Raw genomic sequence first — 14,876 nt, forward strand, 5'->3', positions numbered from 1 at the left:
TTGAAAACGAGGCGCAGAACAGCGCCTCGTTCCGTGGTCAGAGGCGGATTACTGAATCCAGCCTTTTTCTTTGTAGTACTTCTCGGCGCCCGGGTGCAGCGGCGCGGACAGGCCGTCTGCAATCATCTCTTCAGGCTTTAGGTTGGCAAAGGCAGGGTGCAGCTTTTTGAAGTCATCGAAGTTCTCGAAAACCGAACTTACCACTGCATAAACCGCATCATCCGACACGTCTGCCGAGGTCACAAAGGTTGCGCCAACGCCAAAGGTCGCGGTGTCGCCATCCGAACCGCGATACATGCCACCCGGAATTGTCGCTGTCCGGTAGAACGAATTGTCATCGACCAGTTTGCTGACCGCGTCGCCGCTGACATTCACCAGCACCGAGTCACACGCCGTGGTGGCCTCTTGGATCGAACCCGAGGGGTGACCAACAGTATAGACCATCGCATCGATCTGGTTGTCGCACAGAGCCGCGGACTGTTCAGCCGCTTTCAGCTCGGTCGCCAGTTCGAAATCGCCAGTGGTCCAGCCCATTTCGCCCAGAAGGACTTCCATGGTGCCGCGCTGACCGGAACCGGGGTTGCCGATGTTGACGCGTTTACCCTTCAGATCTTCGAAGTTGGTGATGCCGGAATCGGCACGAGCCACAACTGTGAACGGTTCAGGGTGTACCGAGAAAACGGCGCGCAGATTTTCGAAGGGGCCAGCCTCTTCGAATTTCGAACTGCCGTTATAGGCGTGGTACTGCCAGTCGGACTGGGCCACACCAAACTCCAACTCGCCTTCGCGAATGGTGTTGATGTTATAGACAGAACCGCCGGTCGATTCGACCGAGCAACGCACGCCGTGTTCCTTACGGCCTTTGTTGACCAGACGGCAAATCGCACCACCTGTCGGATAGTAGACGCCGGTTACACCGCCGGTACCGATCGTGATGAACTCTTCGGCATACGCCGCCGGAGCCATCATGGCCGCGGTCACGAACGCCCCGAGGCTAAGCTTGCTATTGTTTTTCATTAAAGAACTCCCATTCTTATTTTGCGGGCGGAAAAAGGCCGCGTCCCCAGACTTGGGACCCGTGCCAATAAGTCAGGTCAGCCCGTCTTGCAACGTGCATGACTCTGTAAATTTTCCAATGTCTCCCAACGACTTTGAGGTTTCATTCAGATATCTTAATTGTCAAGGGCAGCGCATCGATCAACAGCGCAAAGCCGCAGATCTGAGCACGTTTCCCAAAGTTTCCCCCCTAAACGGCTTGGGGAAATTCCAATTGGTAAGTTCTGTATGCAAAGCTACAAGCGCAAACCCGGTCGATTGATTTGACTACAGCAATTGAGGTTTGGTTTTCACCAAACCCCTTTTTGATGCCTCAATCATTTTTTCCGGGTCGGAATTTCTATGATGCCGAACAAAAACGCCGCAAAAGCGCTTTGGATTGAAATCGCCATCAGGCTAAACCCGGCAACGGTCAACCTGGTCGTCAGCGGGTTTGAGATGTCACCAAATCCAAGACGCGCCCATTGTCCAAAAGCGATACCGAACAACAAGAGACCAAACAAAAGCAACCAGAATGCGAACAACGCAATATTGTCTGTTGTCGCCCAACTTTTAAGAATCTTGCTGGGTTCTCCGACGGGTAAAAGCCCGCTTGTCGTGGCTATCATGCGCGCCAAGGCTCCGAACGTCAGCAGCTGAGTTCCGACAATGGTGATCAGACAGGACGCGATGAACGTGTTTGTGCCGAGCGCGACAGATCCGGCAATTTGCACCGGTCCAAACATCAGAATCAGGGCCGTGATGCCGCCCAGCAAAGTGAACACCAGCCCTGGATAAACAAAAAGCCACCTGGGATTGTGCATCAACAGGAACTTCAGGTGCCGCCAACCATCTCTCCACGTGCGCAGATGCGGCGGGCGACTGCGGCCATCGGGCTTCAGTGTTGTTGGCACTTCGGTGATTTTCAGGCGTCCCATGGCGGAGCGGACCACCATTTCGGACGCGAATTCCATACCGGATGTGTGCAGCTTTAGATCCAGAATAGCATCGCGCCGAAACCCACGCATGCCGCAATGAAAATCGCCAGTACGGATATTGAAGAACAGCCGCCCAATGAAGCTGAGAACAGGGTTGCCCAGATAGCGATGCAGAAAGGGCATTGCGCCCTCGGATATCCCGCCGCGGAATCTGTTTCCCATGACCAGATCATTCCCGGTACGCAATTCCTGAACAAACAGCTCGAGCTTGGAAAAATCATAGCTGTCATCCGCATCGCCCATGATCACATACGTGCCGCGAGCGGATTCGATACCGCCAGCCAACGCCGCGCCATAGCCTTTTTGTTCGACATTCACCACGCGTGCCCCAAGGCGTTCAGCGATTTCTATCGAACCATCTGTGCTACCGTTATCTGCTATCAAAACCTCAGCGCGGATGTTTTCACGATCGATAAACTCCAACGCCTTTCGAACGCAGATTTCGATCGTCTCGGCCTCATTCAGGCACGGCATTAAGATCGTCAATTCAATCGCGTCTGTTTCGTCCGGCGACGCGGTCACCTCTTGCTTCCTAACCAATGGAACCCACCCATAAACAATGCAACAAATACAGTATCAGCCTTGCAGACGTGCATTCGAAGTCAAGGATCGTTCGCACAGGGCCGAATTCGTGCATGATGTGTGAACACAGCGTGAATTTAAAGGTGTTTATTTAGCAATTGGAAACAATATTCCGATCGGAATTTGCGGCAAGATGGCAAGCAGACCAACATGAAATGTCAGAGTTTCGGGCGTTCTGGGACGACACTTTTCCTAAACAAATGACATGTTTTGCGCACGGGCTTCCCTGACCCACCCAGTAACCTGGCTATCAAACCTTCAAAGGGATCTGGTACGAGGTACTTAAGCGGATGATCCGGAAGGCTGATCGTCGCTGGCTCTCTGAGGACGTACAAAGCTGTCGATTCCAACAGATGAGCAGAACGTGAAAGTGTGAGTTTACACAAAGTCAGTAAAGAAAAAACAGAGAGCAGGTTTCCCTAACCCTCTGTTTTTACCTTGGTACCCAAGGCCGGACTCGAACCGGCACGTCCGTTAGGACGGGGGATTTTGAATCCCCTGCGTCTACCATTCCGCCACTTGGGCCACGGACACTGAATTAGCGTCCAACTCAGGGAAGGTCCAGAGGCAAAAATCAACCATTATACTGTTTGTTTTTCCGACGGCGGTTGACGGTACCGCAGGTGCATGGTTTCCCTTGCACGGTCTGAGAATGGGATATGAGTGCATTATGTTGCGATCGCTGTATGACTGGACCATTCGGTTGGCAGAGCATCCTCATGCCTTATGGGCGCTGGCAATCGTGGCCTTCATCGAAAGCTCGGTTTTTCCGATTCCCCCCGATGTGCTGATGATCCCAATGATTCTGGCCCGCCCTTCACGCGCTTGGCTAATCGCTTCGGTTGCATTGGTGGCATCGGTTCTGGGCGGTATGTTGGGGTATGCGATCGGAGCATTCTTTTACGAAAGCATCGGTCAGCCTATTCTCGAATCGATGGGCAAAGCGCATGCCATGGAAGAGTTCAACACCCGCTTCAATGATTTCGGCTTCTGGGCCGTTCTGGCTGCAGGGGTCACCCCCTTCCCCTACAAGGTCATCACGATCATGTCCGGCTGGACAGGGATGCCCTTGGGAACATTCATTGCCACATCCATTCTGGCCCGCGCATTGCGCTTTTTCCTGGTGGCTGGTTTGCTGTGGCGCTTTGGTGAGCCGATCCGGGACTTTATCGAGAAACGTCTGGGCCTGATGTTCACTCTGTTCATCATATTGCTGTTTGGCGGCTTCTTAGTGGTGCGATACCTATGACGAAAAGAACGACCTACGTCATTTTGGCTGCTGGCGGGTCCGCGGCCTTATTGCTGGGCGCATGGGGGTTTCAATACCTCGGCGGTATGGCGCCGTGCAAGATGTGTATCTGGCAGCGCTATCCTCATGGGGCGGCTGTGGTGATTGGGATCTTGGCATTGGCCTTGCCCAACCTGCGGCTGCTACCCCTCCTGGGCGCATTTGCGGCGATGATCACATCTGGCATTGGCCTGTACCACGCAGGCGTCGAGCGTAAGCTGTGGGAAGGACCGTCCAGCTGCACCTCGGGTGATATCGGTGGATTGTCGACGCAAGACCTGATGGATCAGATCATGTCCGCGCCTCTGGTACGCTGCGATGATATCCCGTGGGAAATGTTTGGCCTATCGATGGCGGGATGGAACGCAGCACTGTCGGCTGTGCTGGTATTTGTCTGGATCGCCGCCCTGCGTGCACGCTAAGCGTTATAACGCGTCCAGCTCGGCATCCCAGTAGAGGAAATCGATCCAGCTGTCATGCAGGTGATTGGGCGGGAATTTGCGTCCAATATTGCGCAGCGATTCGGCATCCGGCTGGCGCGGAGGCTTGCGCAGTGTCATCCGGGCCTGCCGCAAAGACTTGGAGCCCTTGCGCAGGTTGCACGGGCTACACGCGGCCACGACATTCTGCCAGCTTGTCACGCCCCCCGCTGCGCGCGGCACCACGTGATCAAACGTCAGATCGCCCCGGCTGCCGCAATACTGACAGCAGAATTCATCCCGCAAAAATAAATTAAAGCGCGTGAAGGCCACGCGCTTTCTGGGTTTTACATAGTCTTTCAACACAACGACCGAGGGTATTCGGATCTCGGTACTGGGGCTGCGGACCACTTCGTCATATTCAGCGACGATATCCACCCGGTCCAGCCAAGCGGCCTTGATCGCTTCCTGCCAAGGCCACAGGGACAGTGGATAGTAGGACAACGGGCGGTAATCGGCGTTCAAAACCAATGCCGGATGATGCTTGAGCGCACCAGGCTCCCTGACAAATTCGGTTCTGAAGTCTCCGTCCATAACAGATTCGCTCCTCGCTCTGCACTGCCCGTTTATGGCACCAGAGCGGGGAACACCCGCCCCGGCCTTACTTTAACTATATATCGTGGTAAAACTCTGACAAGGCCTGATTTTACACAATATCTCGGGGATTGAGTAATCCGAGTCGGTAACAGACACGTGACAGTTATCCACAGGTTGCACACAGGCTGCAGCTCAGGCTATGGCGACGGGATGTCCTGGTTTATCCGATTCAACAAACCCTTTGATGTGTTGCCGCAGTTTACCGACCGCGCGCATACCGAGTCGCCGCGCAGTACGCTGTCTGATTTCATCGACCTGCCTGATGTCTATCCGGCGGGCCGTCTGGATCGCGATAGCGAGGGGCTGATGCTACTGACCGATAATGGGCGCTTGCAGGCGCAGATCTCGGACCCGAAACACAAGATGGCCAAGACCTATTGGGTACAGGTCGAGGGTATTCCGGACGCAGCGGCGCTCAAAGGTTTGCGGGACGGGGTCGAGCTGAAGGATGGCCTGACCCGCCCGGCCAAGGTGCGCCAGATTGACGAACCGACCGGTCTTTGGCCTCGCACGCCTCCGATCCGTGAGCGTAAGACAGTGCCGGACAGCTGGATTGAACTAATCCTGCGCGAAGGCAAGAACCGTCAGGTGCGCCGGATGACTGCTGCCGTTGGGCTGCCGACGCTGCGCCTTATTCGCTATCAGATCGGGGATTGGACGTTGGACAACCTGGCCCCCGGAGCATGGGACAGCCTGCAGATGCCCGCATTGAACAGCGCACCGCAACGAAAACGGGACCGCCGCACCCGCCGGTGACAGAACCCACCCCAGTCTGCTAAACTGGGATTATGAAACTGACGCCTGACATACCAACCCCTTCGGCCATTCTGGAAGCGGCGCTTTATGTGGATGATCTTGAGGCGGCTGAACAGTTCTATGGCGAGATATTGGGTCTGGACCAAATCCAGCGCGTCCCGGACCGCCACGTATTTTATCGCGTTGGTGGGTCGGTTCTGTTGCTGTTCAACCCTGATCAGACCGAACAACAGCCCAGCAATTCGGACTTGCCCGTTCCACCACACGGCGCACGGGGTCCAGGGCATGTGTGCCTTGTGCTGACTCGGGACGAAATCATGGCAATGCGCAAGCACTTGCTGGATTGGAACATTCCCATTGATGCCGAGTTCGATTGGCCGAGCGGTGCGCGATCCCTGTATGTGCGAGACCCTGCGGGAAATTCGGTTGAATTTGCAGAATCTCACCTGTGGACTTAACGTAAATCCAACCGCTTCGAGATGCGATCCACTGGAGTACCGTCGCGCAATGGAACGCCATACGCGACTGAGTAATCTCGAAACCCCATCTTTTCATAGTAACTTAGACCAGACGAGTTATCGGCCCTTATGGTCGCATTGATGGCTTGGAACCCCAACGCGCCCGCCATCTTGACTGTTTCATTGAACAGAGCACGCCCCACCCCTTTCAGCACCCGCTCAGGGCGCGCAAAGGTGGCGATGTCTGCGCAATCTTCAGGTAACGCCTCATGCGTACCCAGCCATTGGAACCCGGCTACGCCCCCTTGATCGTCCAGTGCAACTTGGCAGCAGATCTTGTCCGCCCCATCCAGATAGCTTTGTGCAAACAACGGCTCCGAGAACGGAATCTCAAACGCAGTCGTTCCCCCGATAGCGATGATCTGGTTAAGGATGTGGCAAGCCTCGGCCACATCCTCTCGCATCATTGGGCGGACCGCGATCATGGTTACAGACTCAGCTTGTCGCGCATGAAGGCCAAGGCAACACTCAGACCATCGGGGGCAATACCGTGACCGGTGCCTTTCATGACATGCGCATAGACTTCCTTGAAACCCGCAGTTTGCAAGGCTTCGGCGGCCTCGGGCAGAGATTGCGGTGGCACCACATCATCGGCATCTCCGTGCACCAACAGGATGGGCATCCGGCTGACCACCTCATCCGCCAGCAAATCGGGTTCCAATAGTCGGCCCGAGAAGGCAACGATACCCGCCACAGGGTCCTCGCGGCGCGGGGCGACGTGCAGACTCATCATTGTGCCTTGGGAAAAGCCAAACAGCACGACCTGTTCCGGCAGAACGTCCTCGTCCACCATCAAAGCGTCGAGGAATGCGTCGAAATCCGCGACTGCCATTTCCATGCCCCGGTGCGCCTCTTCCTCGGACGAGCCATCGATCCACGGGATCGGGAACCACTGAAACCCATTGGGCATTCCGGCGATCTGTTCAGGCGCATCGGGGGCTACAAACAGCGTATCTGGCAGATGTTCACCCAAGGGATCGGCCAATCCCAGCAGGTCCGCCCCGTTTGCACCATAGCCGTGCACGAACACCACGACCGAGCGTGTATCGCCCGAAACCGGCTCTTTTAGGAGCGCGTTCAAAACCCGTGTCATCTGATCCCTTCTCTGTCTTTAGCCACCCGGTAATAGGCCCACAGAACCCGGGCCGCAACCGACCGCCAGGGGGACCAATCTTCTGCCATCTTCCGCAGTTCTTTATCCGTGGGACGCTTGGGCAGGTCATAGAGAATCCGAGCCGCCTCTTGCAGCGCCAGATCGCCCGGCGCAATCACATCAGCCCGGCCCAGTGAGAACATGGCATAAATCTCTGCCGTCCAGACTCCGATACCCGGCACTTCGGTCAACACCGTAATGACATCCTCATTAGGGGCGTCGCGTAAGGCTTTGTAATCAATACGCGCATCGGCCAAGGCCCGTGCATATCGGATTTTCTGACGGCTCAGCCCAACGGCGCGCATATCATCATCCGTGGCCCACATGATCTTGCGAGGCCCAGTCAGTTTCGCATCCTTCAATCGTTTCCAGATTGCATTGGCCGAGGCGACGCTGACCTGCTGACTGACAATAGCGCTAAGCAGCTGGGCAAACCCGTCTGGGCGACGACGCAACGGCAATGGGCCTGTCTGCTCCATCGCGTGCGCCAAGCGCGGGCATGTATTGGCCAGCCATTGCGCCCCCTCGGAAACGCAATCCGGCGTTTCGATAATTCGTCCTACGGTCATGCGTTCTCCGGTTTGTAGCACAGGCCGCACGTTAGGCGCCTTTGTCGCATATGCAACCCGCTTGTGTGCAACCGTTTTCGCCGATACGCATACGCGCATGACAATGACCACCGCCACCCCGGACAATTCTCAGGCCAAACGCAATGTCGCCGTTCTGGTCGCTGCGCAATCTATTCTTGGGGCGCAAATGCCGATGATTTTCATCGTCGGCGGTCTGGCCGGGCAGTCACTGGCAAGCAATCCGTGCCTTGCAACCCTGCCCATTTCGCTGATCGTTCTGGGATCGATGCTGGCGGCGACACCGATCTCGGCCATCATGCAAAAATGGGGACGTCGCGCCGGTTTTCTGGTCGGTGCAACTGCCGGCGCCTGTGGCGGGCTTGTCGGTGCATACGGTTTGTTTTTAGGATCTTTCCCGGTGTTCCTGCTGGGCAGCCTGTTGACCGGCATATACATGAGCGCACACGGCTTCTACCGCTTCGCCGCCGCCGACACCGCATCGGACAATTTCCGCCCCAAAGCGATTTCCTATGTCATGGCGGGCGGATTGGCAGCCGCGATCATCGGGCCTCAGATCGTCAAACTGACCTCGACAGCCTATGTCATTCCATTTCTCGGCACGTATATCGCAGTGATCGCGTTGAACGTGTTCGGCTCGGCTCTGTTCTTCTTTCTCGACATTCCGACACCGCCAAAACCGGCAGCGGATGCACCAAAGGGTCGGTCGCGTCTGGAGTTGTTGAAGACCCCGCGGATCGCCGTTGCGATCATTTGCGCCATGGTGTCTTACGCGTTGATGAACTTGGTGATGACCTCGACACCGCTGGCCGTTGTTGGCTGTGGGTTCACCCCCAATGACGCAGCTGATGTCGTTACAACCCACGTGTTGGCGATGTATGTACCCAGCTTTTTCACCGGTCATCTGATTGCGCGGTTCGGCGTCGAAAAGATCATGGCACTCGGTTTGGTTATCCTGGCCGGGGCGGGTGTGGTGGCGTTGCAGGGCGTCGACTTGGGCAACTTCTTCATCGCTCTGATATTGCTGGGCGTTGGCTGGAACTTTGGCTTTATCGGTGCGACCAGCATGCTCGCCGCCTCGCACGAAATCCACGAGCGTGGACGGATGCAAGGTCTGAACGATCTGCTGGTGTTCGGCGGTGTAACCGTTGCGTCGCTGGCCTCTGGCGGCTTGATGAACTGTTCGGGCGGCTCTCCGGTCGAGGGATGGACTGCTGTGAACCTGGCGATGATCCCCTTGCTAACGCTGGCAGGTGGCGCCCTTCTGTGGCTGGTGTTGCGACCCACAGATCAAGAAACGGTTTGATGCCAGTCACCAACGCCCTGTAGCTGCGGTCCACATCAGCGACAGCCTTCGACGTATCTCGCCCTGCGCCAAAGCGCCTGCAGCAACCCGTTCCGGACGCGCCACGACCTGTTTCAATATCCATTCAGCCTGCCATCCGGTATAAAGCGCCGGGCGAGCTTGCTCTGATACCGCAGCACGGTTCGCTTTAGCAGATGTCAGCCTGTCGAGCGCTTTTTGAGCCAACTTCTGTACGCCCTCTGGTGTTCCATCCAGCAAAGGGATGCGCCCACGCGCTTCAAGATCAGGGATGGCACGGAGCCAGTTTGCAACGCCAACGCCATAACCGAAATCCCGCAAGACATCCTCGTCCGCCTCACCCAGAGCTTGCGCTGACGCAGCAAACAGCGACCCCGCACTGAGATTGATATAGGCGTCGAAATGATCCTGATCCTCAAACGGATCGCGATAAATATCCCAACGCCGCACAGCCACGTATTCGTCCAGTTTCTCTGCCAGATGCGGCGATAGAACCCGTGACAGCGGTGTCACCACCTCGTGCCGACGCACGGTTGGTCCCTGAGCAATTTCCTGCAGCGCATCACGCCACCATTGCAGACGCATCTCGGCAATCATTGCCTCTTGCGTGACCCATGGCGCACGGGCAACCTCGACGTTCAACGCATAGATCGGAAACAGCACCGCGCGCGCGGGCACAGGGGCTGCCATGGCGGCCAGAAAACGGTCCGGATCGGCACGATGCACCAGCGCGGCGCAGGCTTTGACGTCATCGTCAAAGGCAACGCTCACTCTGCAGCAGCCTTCTGAGGCCCGCAATCGCGCACCAGTTTCCACTGGATTGCATCCAGCAACGCCTCAAATGACGCATCCACTATGTTCGCACTAACGCCCACAGTGGACCAGCGCCGCCCCTGCCCGTCTTCACTGTCAATGATGACACGCGTAACCGCCTCGGTCCCGCCCTGGGTTATGCGAACTTTGAAATCGACCAGATGCATGTCGTCCAGTATCCGGGAGTATTGTCCCAAATCTTTGGACAGAGCCTTGGCCAAAGCGTTAACCGGCCCCCGGTCACTACCGCTCCCGTCTAGTGACTCGCTAACTGATAGCTTCTTTTCGCCATCGACCTTCACAACGACTACGGCCTCGGACAGGCTGACCATCTTGTTATACTTGTTCTTGCGCCGTTCAACGGTGACCTTGTAGCGTTTGACCTCGAAGAACTGCGGCAATTGCCCCAACTCGTCCCGCGCCAACAGCTCGAAACTGGCCTGCGCCGTGTCATAGGAATAGCCCTCGGCCTCGCGCTGCTTGATCCGCTCCAGAATACGTCCCAAAGCCGGGTTACCTGCATCCACTGTCAGCCCGGCTTCGGTCAGACGTTTGCGCAAGTTCGACTGTCCAGCCTGGTTCGACATCGGAATGATGCGCGCATTGCCGACAGTGGCCGGGTCAACATGCTCGTAGGTCGTGGGGTCCTTGAGGATCGCACTGGCATGCAGCCCCGCCTTATGCGCAAAGGCCGACGCCCCGACATAGGCTGACTGCTTTCTGGGCACCCGGTTCAGAATGTCGTCCAGCATCCGACTGATCCTGGTTAGCCCCGCAAGGCTCTCGCGGTTGACCCCTATTTCGAATTGCGAAGCATAAGGTTGTTTCAGCAACAAGGTTGGGATCAACGCCGTCAGGTTCGCATTGCCGCAGCGCTCACCCAAACCGTTCAGCGTTCCCTGAATCTGTCGCGCCCCAGCATCGACTGCTGCCAGAGAGCACGCCACAGCGTTTTCAGTGTCGTTATGGGTATGAATACCCAACCGGTCGCCAGGCAGCCCGGCCGCGATCAGGTCCGAGACGATGCGCCCGACTTCTGCAGGCAACGCGCCACCATTCGTGTCGCACAATACAACCCATCGCGCGCCAGCATCCAAGGCCGCGCGACAAACCTGAACCGCGTATTCAGGATTATCCTTGTAGCCGTCAAAGAAATGCTCGGCATCAAACAGGGCCTCACGCCCCTGCGCCACTACATGCGCAACCGAGGCCCGAACGTTTTCAGTATTCTCGTCTAACGATATGCCAAGCGCCTGCGTGACATGATAGTCATGCGATTTACCCACCAGACACACCGCCTGCGTGCCCGCATTCATCACAGCAGCCAACACATCGTCATTCTCTGCCGACCGCCCCGACCGTTTGGTCATGCCAAATGCCGTCAGCCGGGCTGTGGTCTTGAGTGCAGCCTCAAAAAACGCGCTGTCGGTCGGATTTGCACCCGGCCATCCGCCTTCGATGTAATCAACTCCCAACTCATCCAGAGCTTGCGCAATCTGCACTTTCTCGGCCGTCGAAAACTGCACGCCCTGTGTCTGCTGCCCGTCGCGCAGCGTGGTGTCATAGAGGTAGAGGCGTTCCTTGGTCATCATTCTGGCTCTTTGGCTTGACCGGGCAGCGCCCGGCCCGGGTTGGGCGTGAAGCGCCCGCTCATGGGGCTGGTCGGGCGTTTTCTATTAAGACTCTTTAACCAATTCATCGTAGTGTTTTTTCAAACCCATACGATGTTTCTTCATACGATCAAGAGTTTCGGCCCAGTTATCTTCTTTGGTTTTCACAGACATAGTCATGCCCGCACTAGTTCTAACACCACCACCTCGTAGCAGCTTTGATTCAAGCTCCCACTCATAACCGTCTTTTGTGTCGTTTACGGTGAAACCAAAATGAGGAAAGTCCTTGTCCCTCATTAAATCTGCCCACTTGAAAAGAAGGCCGCCTTTTTCTTTGTCGCCTGCCTTCATCAAGTCTTTCGCTTTGACTTTGATTTTGGTTCGCAAAGACATCCACTCCGCAACTTCCTCCGCGAAGTACGCTTTATCCAACTTGCTTTCGTCGACCAGCCAGTCCCCCATCTCAGCTGTTAAAAGCCCCAAGAGGCGAGCCCCAACCAGCAACTCTGCCGCATCCTCTCCAGATGCTAGTCGGTGAAGTTCAGCAATGGCTCCCGCAGTGTTCAGGTCATCACTAAGCGCTGCAACGACTGCGGGGGACGCGCTGACAGCGGGCTCAATGCCTGTTGTCAACGCCCGCCACTTGCGCAACGTCGCTTCGGCCTCCCGCGCCTTCTTCTCGGTCCAATCCATCGGCTTGCGATAATGCGTTTGCAGGAACACAAACCGGATCACTTCACCCGGTACGCCCTGTTCAAGCAGATCATGAACGGTGAAGAAGTTGCCCAGCGACTTGGACATCTTCTTGCCTTCAACCTGCAACATTTCGTTGTGCAGCCACACTTTAGCAAACTCACCATGCGGGTGCGCGCATTTGCTCTGCGCAATCTCATTCTCGTGATGCGGGAACATCAGGTCGTTGCCACCGCCATGAATGTCAAAGCTCTCGCCCAACAGCTCATAGCTCATGGCCGAGCATTCGATATGCCAGCCTGGACGGCCCCGACCCCAAGGCGACTCCCACCCCGGCAGATCATCGGTCGAGGGTTTCCACAGCACGAAATCCATCGGGTTCTTCTTGTACGGCGCCACCTCGACCCGCGCGCCTGCGATCATGTCATCGACCGAGCGGCCCGACAGATTGCCATAGTCCTGTTTCCAGGAATCGACCGCGAACAGCACGTGCCCCTCGGCCGCATAGGCGTGTCCCTTGGCGATCAAATCCTCAATCATCGCGATCATTTGCGCGATATATTCGGTCGCACGCGGCATTTTATTCGGCTCAAGCGCGCCCAAGGCGCCCATGTCATGCAAATACCAGCCGATGGTCTCGTCCGAGCGTTCCTGTACCAACTGTTCCAACGATCCTTCAGCCCCAGCCTGTTTCCGAGACAGGGCGGTTGCGTTGATCTTGTCGTCCACGTCGGTAAAATTGCGTACATAGGTCACGCGATCTGCGCCATAAACATGGCGCAGCAGCCGGTAGAGCACATCAAACACCACCACAGGCCGCGCGTTGCCCAGATGCGCCCGATCATAAACGGTGGGCCCGCAGACATACATCCGCACATTTTCGGGATCAATCGGTACGAAATCTTCCTTCGTCCGCGTCCGTGTGTTGTGCAGTTTGATCGTCGTCATCGGTCGGGCTCCTAAGAAACAGCAATTGCTTGCGCGTTGGCGCGGGCTTAGCAACTTGTCTCAGGGATGAAAACGAAAGAAACCGGCCCGCTTGATTAATCAGCAGGTAATGCAGCAGATAATGATGCAGGTCATCCGGTTCATACCTCATCGCTTACCATGGCATCGACCTCAAGCCAAGACTTGAGTTCGCCATCGCAGACAACCCTCACGAACAAGGTATAGGCGACACTGCCGCCGCGAAGCTGATTGACAAATGCCCGCCGCTCTGCCCCATTCTGCGAAAAGATCATCAGGGGCGTCACCATGGAACTGTCTGAACGCATCACGCAAATAACCGCAGGTGGCAGCGACGGGTGGGATGTGTTCTACCGGGCGCGTCGGATGGTCAGTGAAGGTCACGCAATATCCGAGCTGACGATTGGTGAACATGACATTCGGACTGATCCGTCAATTCTGCAGGCCATGGACCTGTCGGCCCGGGATGGGCATACGGGCTATGCCATGGTCCCCGGAACCGACCTGCTGCGCGATACGGTCGCGGCGCGGGTGCAGATGCGCACCGGCGTACCAACCACCCGCCACAACGTTCTGATCACGCCCGGCGGCCAGTCCGCCCTGTTTGCGGCGCATGTGGCGGTCTGCGATCCGGGGGATGTTGGCCTGTACCTTGATCCTTACTACGCCACCTATCCCGGCACGATCCGGGGCGTTGGCGCCATTGCACGCCCGGTTCAGACCAACGCCGAAGACGCCTTTCAGCCCCGTTCCGAACAGATTGAGACCCATGCCGACGGGGCTGTATCGCTGTTGATCAATACACCGAACAACCCAACCGGGGTGGTGTATTCCCGCAAAACAATTGAAGATATTGCCGATCTGTGCCGCAGACGCGATCTGTGGCTGATCTCGGACGAGGTCTATGACACGCAGGTCTGGCAAGGTGAGCACGTGTCGCCCCGCGCCCTTCCCGGTATGGCCGAGCGGACATTGGTTGTCGGATCGATGTCCAAGTCCCATGCTATGACTGGCTCGCGTTGTGGTTGGGTCGTTGGCCCGGAAGAGGTAATTGCACATCTGATCAATCTGGCCACCCATACCACATATGGCGTGCCGGGTTTCATTCAGGACGCGGCAAGTTTCGCATTGAATGCAGGCACCGGGCTTGAGGAAGACATTGCCGCCCCGTTCCGCCGCCGCCGCGCCCTCGCGCTAGAGACGCTTGCGAAACAGAACATCGTCGGGCTGGTTCCGGCACAAGGCGCGATGTATCTGATGCTGGATATCCGCGCGACAGGCCATACTGGCGAAGAGTTTGCCAATGCCTTGCTCGACACCCGTGCTATTGCTGTCATGCCGGGTGAAAGCTTTGGGCAAGCAGCAGCCGGTCATGTTCGGGTTGCAATGACTGTTGATGACGATCGATTCGCCACAGCTTTGAAAACACTGTGTGAATTTGCGGCAACACTCGCAGGTCGGCGGGCGGCAGAGTAGT

Annotated in this window: 16 protein-coding genes and 1 tRNA gene; 6 read left to right on the plus strand and 11 right to left on the minus strand. The window is 56.7% G+C overall.

The features are described from left to right. Window positions 1–48 precede the first annotated feature (48 nt). The 3 genes from HW561_RS06040 to HW561_RS06050 form a co-directional block, all read right to left on the minus strand. Window positions 49–1,017: a TAXI family TRAP transporter solute-binding subunit gene (locus tag HW561_RS06040; protein ID WP_176862719.1), complete on the minus strand. Its 969-nt coding sequence runs from the start codon at window positions 1,015–1,017 to the stop codon at window positions 49–51. A gap of 356 nt (window positions 1,018–1,373) precedes the next feature. After that, window positions 1,374–2,555 carry a glycosyltransferase family 2 protein gene (locus HW561_RS06045; RefSeq protein WP_328803258.1) on the minus strand — a complete coding sequence of 394 codons (1,182 nt, stop codon included), beginning with the start codon at window positions 2,553–2,555 and terminating at the stop codon, window positions 1,374–1,376. Between the two features lie 499 nt (window positions 2,556–3,054). Next, window positions 3,055–3,140, minus strand: a tRNA-Leu gene (locus HW561_RS06050). A gap of 145 nt (window positions 3,141–3,285) precedes the next feature. Here HW561_RS06050 and HW561_RS06055 point away from each other — a divergent pair. Further along, window positions 3,286–3,864, plus strand: a complete 579-nt coding sequence (locus tag HW561_RS06055) for a YqaA family protein (protein ID WP_176862721.1) — start codon at window positions 3,286–3,288, stop codon at window positions 3,862–3,864. Next, the gene (locus tag HW561_RS06060; RefSeq protein WP_176862723.1) at window positions 3,861–4,325 is read left to right on the plus strand and encodes a disulfide bond formation protein B; all 465 of its coding nucleotides are present in this window, start codon (window positions 3,861–3,863) and stop codon (window positions 4,323–4,325) included. The genes HW561_RS06055 and HW561_RS06060 overlap by 4 nt, the downstream gene beginning before the upstream one ends. Before the next feature lie 3 nt (window positions 4,326–4,328). On the opposite strand, the gene HW561_RS06065 is transcribed toward HW561_RS06060, so the two are convergent. Further along, on the minus strand, window positions 4,329–4,916 hold the full coding sequence (locus HW561_RS06065) for an HNH endonuclease (protein WP_176862725.1): 588 nt from the start codon (window positions 4,914–4,916) through the stop codon (window positions 4,329–4,331). A 213-nt stretch (window positions 4,917–5,129) separates the two neighbouring features. Between HW561_RS06065 and HW561_RS06070 the strand changes: the two genes are divergently transcribed. Together HW561_RS06070 and HW561_RS06075 are read left to right on the plus strand one after the other, a co-directional pair. After that, entirely contained in the window at window positions 5,130–5,735 is a 606-nt protein-coding gene (locus tag HW561_RS06070) for an rRNA large subunit pseudouridine synthase E (RefSeq protein ID WP_176862727.1), read from the plus strand. Window positions 5,736–5,767: 32 nt separating this feature from the next. Then, complete coding sequence (locus HW561_RS06075) at window positions 5,768–6,193, plus strand: VOC family protein (protein ID WP_176862729.1); 426 nt, start codon at window positions 5,768–5,770, stop codon at window positions 6,191–6,193. Here the strand turns inward: HW561_RS06075 and HW561_RS06080 are convergent. The 3 genes from HW561_RS06080 to HW561_RS06090 are packed head-to-tail and all read right to left on the minus strand — an operon-like array spanning window position 6,190 to window position 7,975. Then, entirely contained in the window at window positions 6,190–6,678 is a 489-nt protein-coding gene (locus HW561_RS06080) for a GNAT family N-acetyltransferase (protein ID WP_176862731.1), read from the minus strand. The two genes, HW561_RS06075 and HW561_RS06080, sit on opposite strands and share 4 nt — an antisense overlap. A gap of 2 nt (window positions 6,679–6,680) precedes the next feature. Continuing rightward, window positions 6,681–7,346: an alpha/beta hydrolase gene (locus HW561_RS06085; protein ID WP_176862733.1), complete on the minus strand. Its 666-nt coding sequence runs from the start codon at window positions 7,344–7,346 to the stop codon at window positions 6,681–6,683. Continuing rightward, the gene (locus HW561_RS06090) at window positions 7,343–7,975 is read right to left on the minus strand and encodes a DNA-3-methyladenine glycosylase family protein (RefSeq protein ID WP_176862735.1); all 633 of its coding nucleotides are present in this window, start codon (window positions 7,973–7,975) and stop codon (window positions 7,343–7,345) included. The genes HW561_RS06085 and HW561_RS06090 overlap by 4 nt, the downstream gene beginning before the upstream one ends. A 97-nt stretch (window positions 7,976–8,072) precedes the next feature. Here HW561_RS06090 and HW561_RS06095 point away from each other — a divergent pair, with 97 nt between their 5' ends. Beyond that, a complete protein-coding gene (locus HW561_RS06095; protein ID WP_176862737.1) occupies window positions 8,073–9,299 on the plus strand; it encodes an MFS transporter in 1,227 nt (408 codons plus the stop codon). A 6-nt stretch (window positions 9,300–9,305) separates the two neighbouring features. Here HW561_RS06095 and HW561_RS06100 read toward each other — a convergent pair whose 3' ends face one another. The 4 genes from HW561_RS06100 to HW561_RS06115 form a co-directional block, all read right to left on the minus strand. After that, window positions 9,306–10,088 (minus strand): squalene/phytoene synthase family protein, encoded by a 783-nt coding sequence (locus tag HW561_RS06100; protein WP_176862739.1) that lies wholly within the window; start codon window positions 10,086–10,088, stop codon window positions 9,306–9,308. Then, window positions 10,085–11,719, minus strand: a complete 1,635-nt coding sequence (gene cimA, locus HW561_RS06105) for a citramalate synthase (RefSeq protein WP_176862741.1) — start codon at window positions 11,717–11,719, stop codon at window positions 10,085–10,087. Before cimA ends, HW561_RS06100 begins: the two co-directional genes overlap by 4 nt. Window positions 11,720–11,806: 87 nt before the next feature. Beyond that, window positions 11,807–13,381, minus strand: coding sequence for a cysteine--tRNA ligase (gene cysS / locus HW561_RS06110; RefSeq protein ID WP_176862743.1), 1,575 nt, complete (start codon window positions 13,379–13,381; stop codon window positions 11,807–11,809). Window positions 13,382–13,521: 140 nt separating this feature from the next. Continuing rightward, window positions 13,522–13,689 carry a hypothetical protein gene (locus tag HW561_RS06115; RefSeq protein WP_176862745.1) on the minus strand — a complete coding sequence of 56 codons (168 nt, stop codon included), beginning with the start codon at window positions 13,687–13,689 and terminating at the stop codon, window positions 13,522–13,524. Between HW561_RS06115 and HW561_RS06120 the strand changes: the two genes are divergently transcribed. Next, the gene (locus HW561_RS06120) at window positions 13,688–14,875 is read left to right on the plus strand and encodes a pyridoxal phosphate-dependent aminotransferase (protein ID WP_176862747.1); all 1,188 of its coding nucleotides are present in this window, start codon (window positions 13,688–13,690) and stop codon (window positions 14,873–14,875) included. The two genes, HW561_RS06115 and HW561_RS06120, sit on opposite strands and share 2 nt — an antisense overlap. The last annotated feature ends 1 nt before the right edge of the window (window position 14,876 follow it).

This window comes from Ruegeria haliotis (assembly GCF_013377785.1).
Classification (GTDB): Bacteria; Pseudomonadota; Alphaproteobacteria; order Rhodobacterales; family Rhodobacteraceae; genus Ruegeria; species Ruegeria haliotis.

Coding starts and splice junctions, on each gene's coding strand:
- HW561_RS06055 (WP_176862721.1), top strand. CDS start 3,286: ATGTTGCGATCGCTGTATGACTGGACCATTCGGTTGGCAGAGCATCCT.
- HW561_RS06075 (WP_176862729.1), top strand. CDS start 5,768: ATGAAACTGACGCCTGACATACCAACCCCTTCGGCCATTCTGGAAGCG.
- cimA (WP_176862741.1), bottom strand. CDS start 11,719: ATGACCAAGGAACGCCTCTACCTCTATGACACCACGCTGCGCGACGGG.
- HW561_RS06085 (WP_176862733.1), bottom strand. CDS start 7,346: ATGACACGGGTTTTGAACGCGCTCCTAAAAGAGCCGGTTTCGGGCGAT.
- HW561_RS06120 (WP_176862747.1), top strand. CDS start 13,688: ATGGAACTGTCTGAACGCATCACGCAAATAACCGCAGGTGGCAGCGAC.
- HW561_RS06040 (WP_176862719.1), bottom strand. CDS start 1,017: ATGAAAAACAATAGCAAGCTTAGCCTCGGGGCGTTCGTGACCGCGGCC.
- HW561_RS06080 (WP_176862731.1), bottom strand. CDS start 6,678: ATGATCGCGGTCCGCCCAATGATGCGAGAGGATGTGGCCGAGGCTTGC.
- HW561_RS06095 (WP_176862737.1), top strand. CDS start 8,073: ATGACAATGACCACCGCCACCCCGGACAATTCTCAGGCCAAACGCAAT.
- HW561_RS06060 (WP_176862723.1), top strand. CDS start 3,861: ATGACGAAAAGAACGACCTACGTCATTTTGGCTGCTGGCGGGTCCGCG.
- HW561_RS06115 (WP_176862745.1), bottom strand. CDS start 13,689: ATGGTGACGCCCCTGATGATCTTTTCGCAGAATGGGGCAGAGCGGCGG.
- cysS (WP_176862743.1), bottom strand. CDS start 13,381: ATGACGACGATCAAACTGCACAACACACGGACGCGGACGAAGGAAGAT.
- HW561_RS06090 (WP_176862735.1), bottom strand. CDS start 7,975: ATGACCGTAGGACGAATTATCGAAACGCCGGATTGCGTTTCCGAGGGG.
- HW561_RS06065 (WP_176862725.1), bottom strand. CDS start 4,916: ATGGACGGAGACTTCAGAACCGAATTTGTCAGGGAGCCTGGTGCGCTC.
- HW561_RS06070 (WP_176862727.1), top strand. CDS start 5,130: ATGTCCTGGTTTATCCGATTCAACAAACCCTTTGATGTGTTGCCGCAG.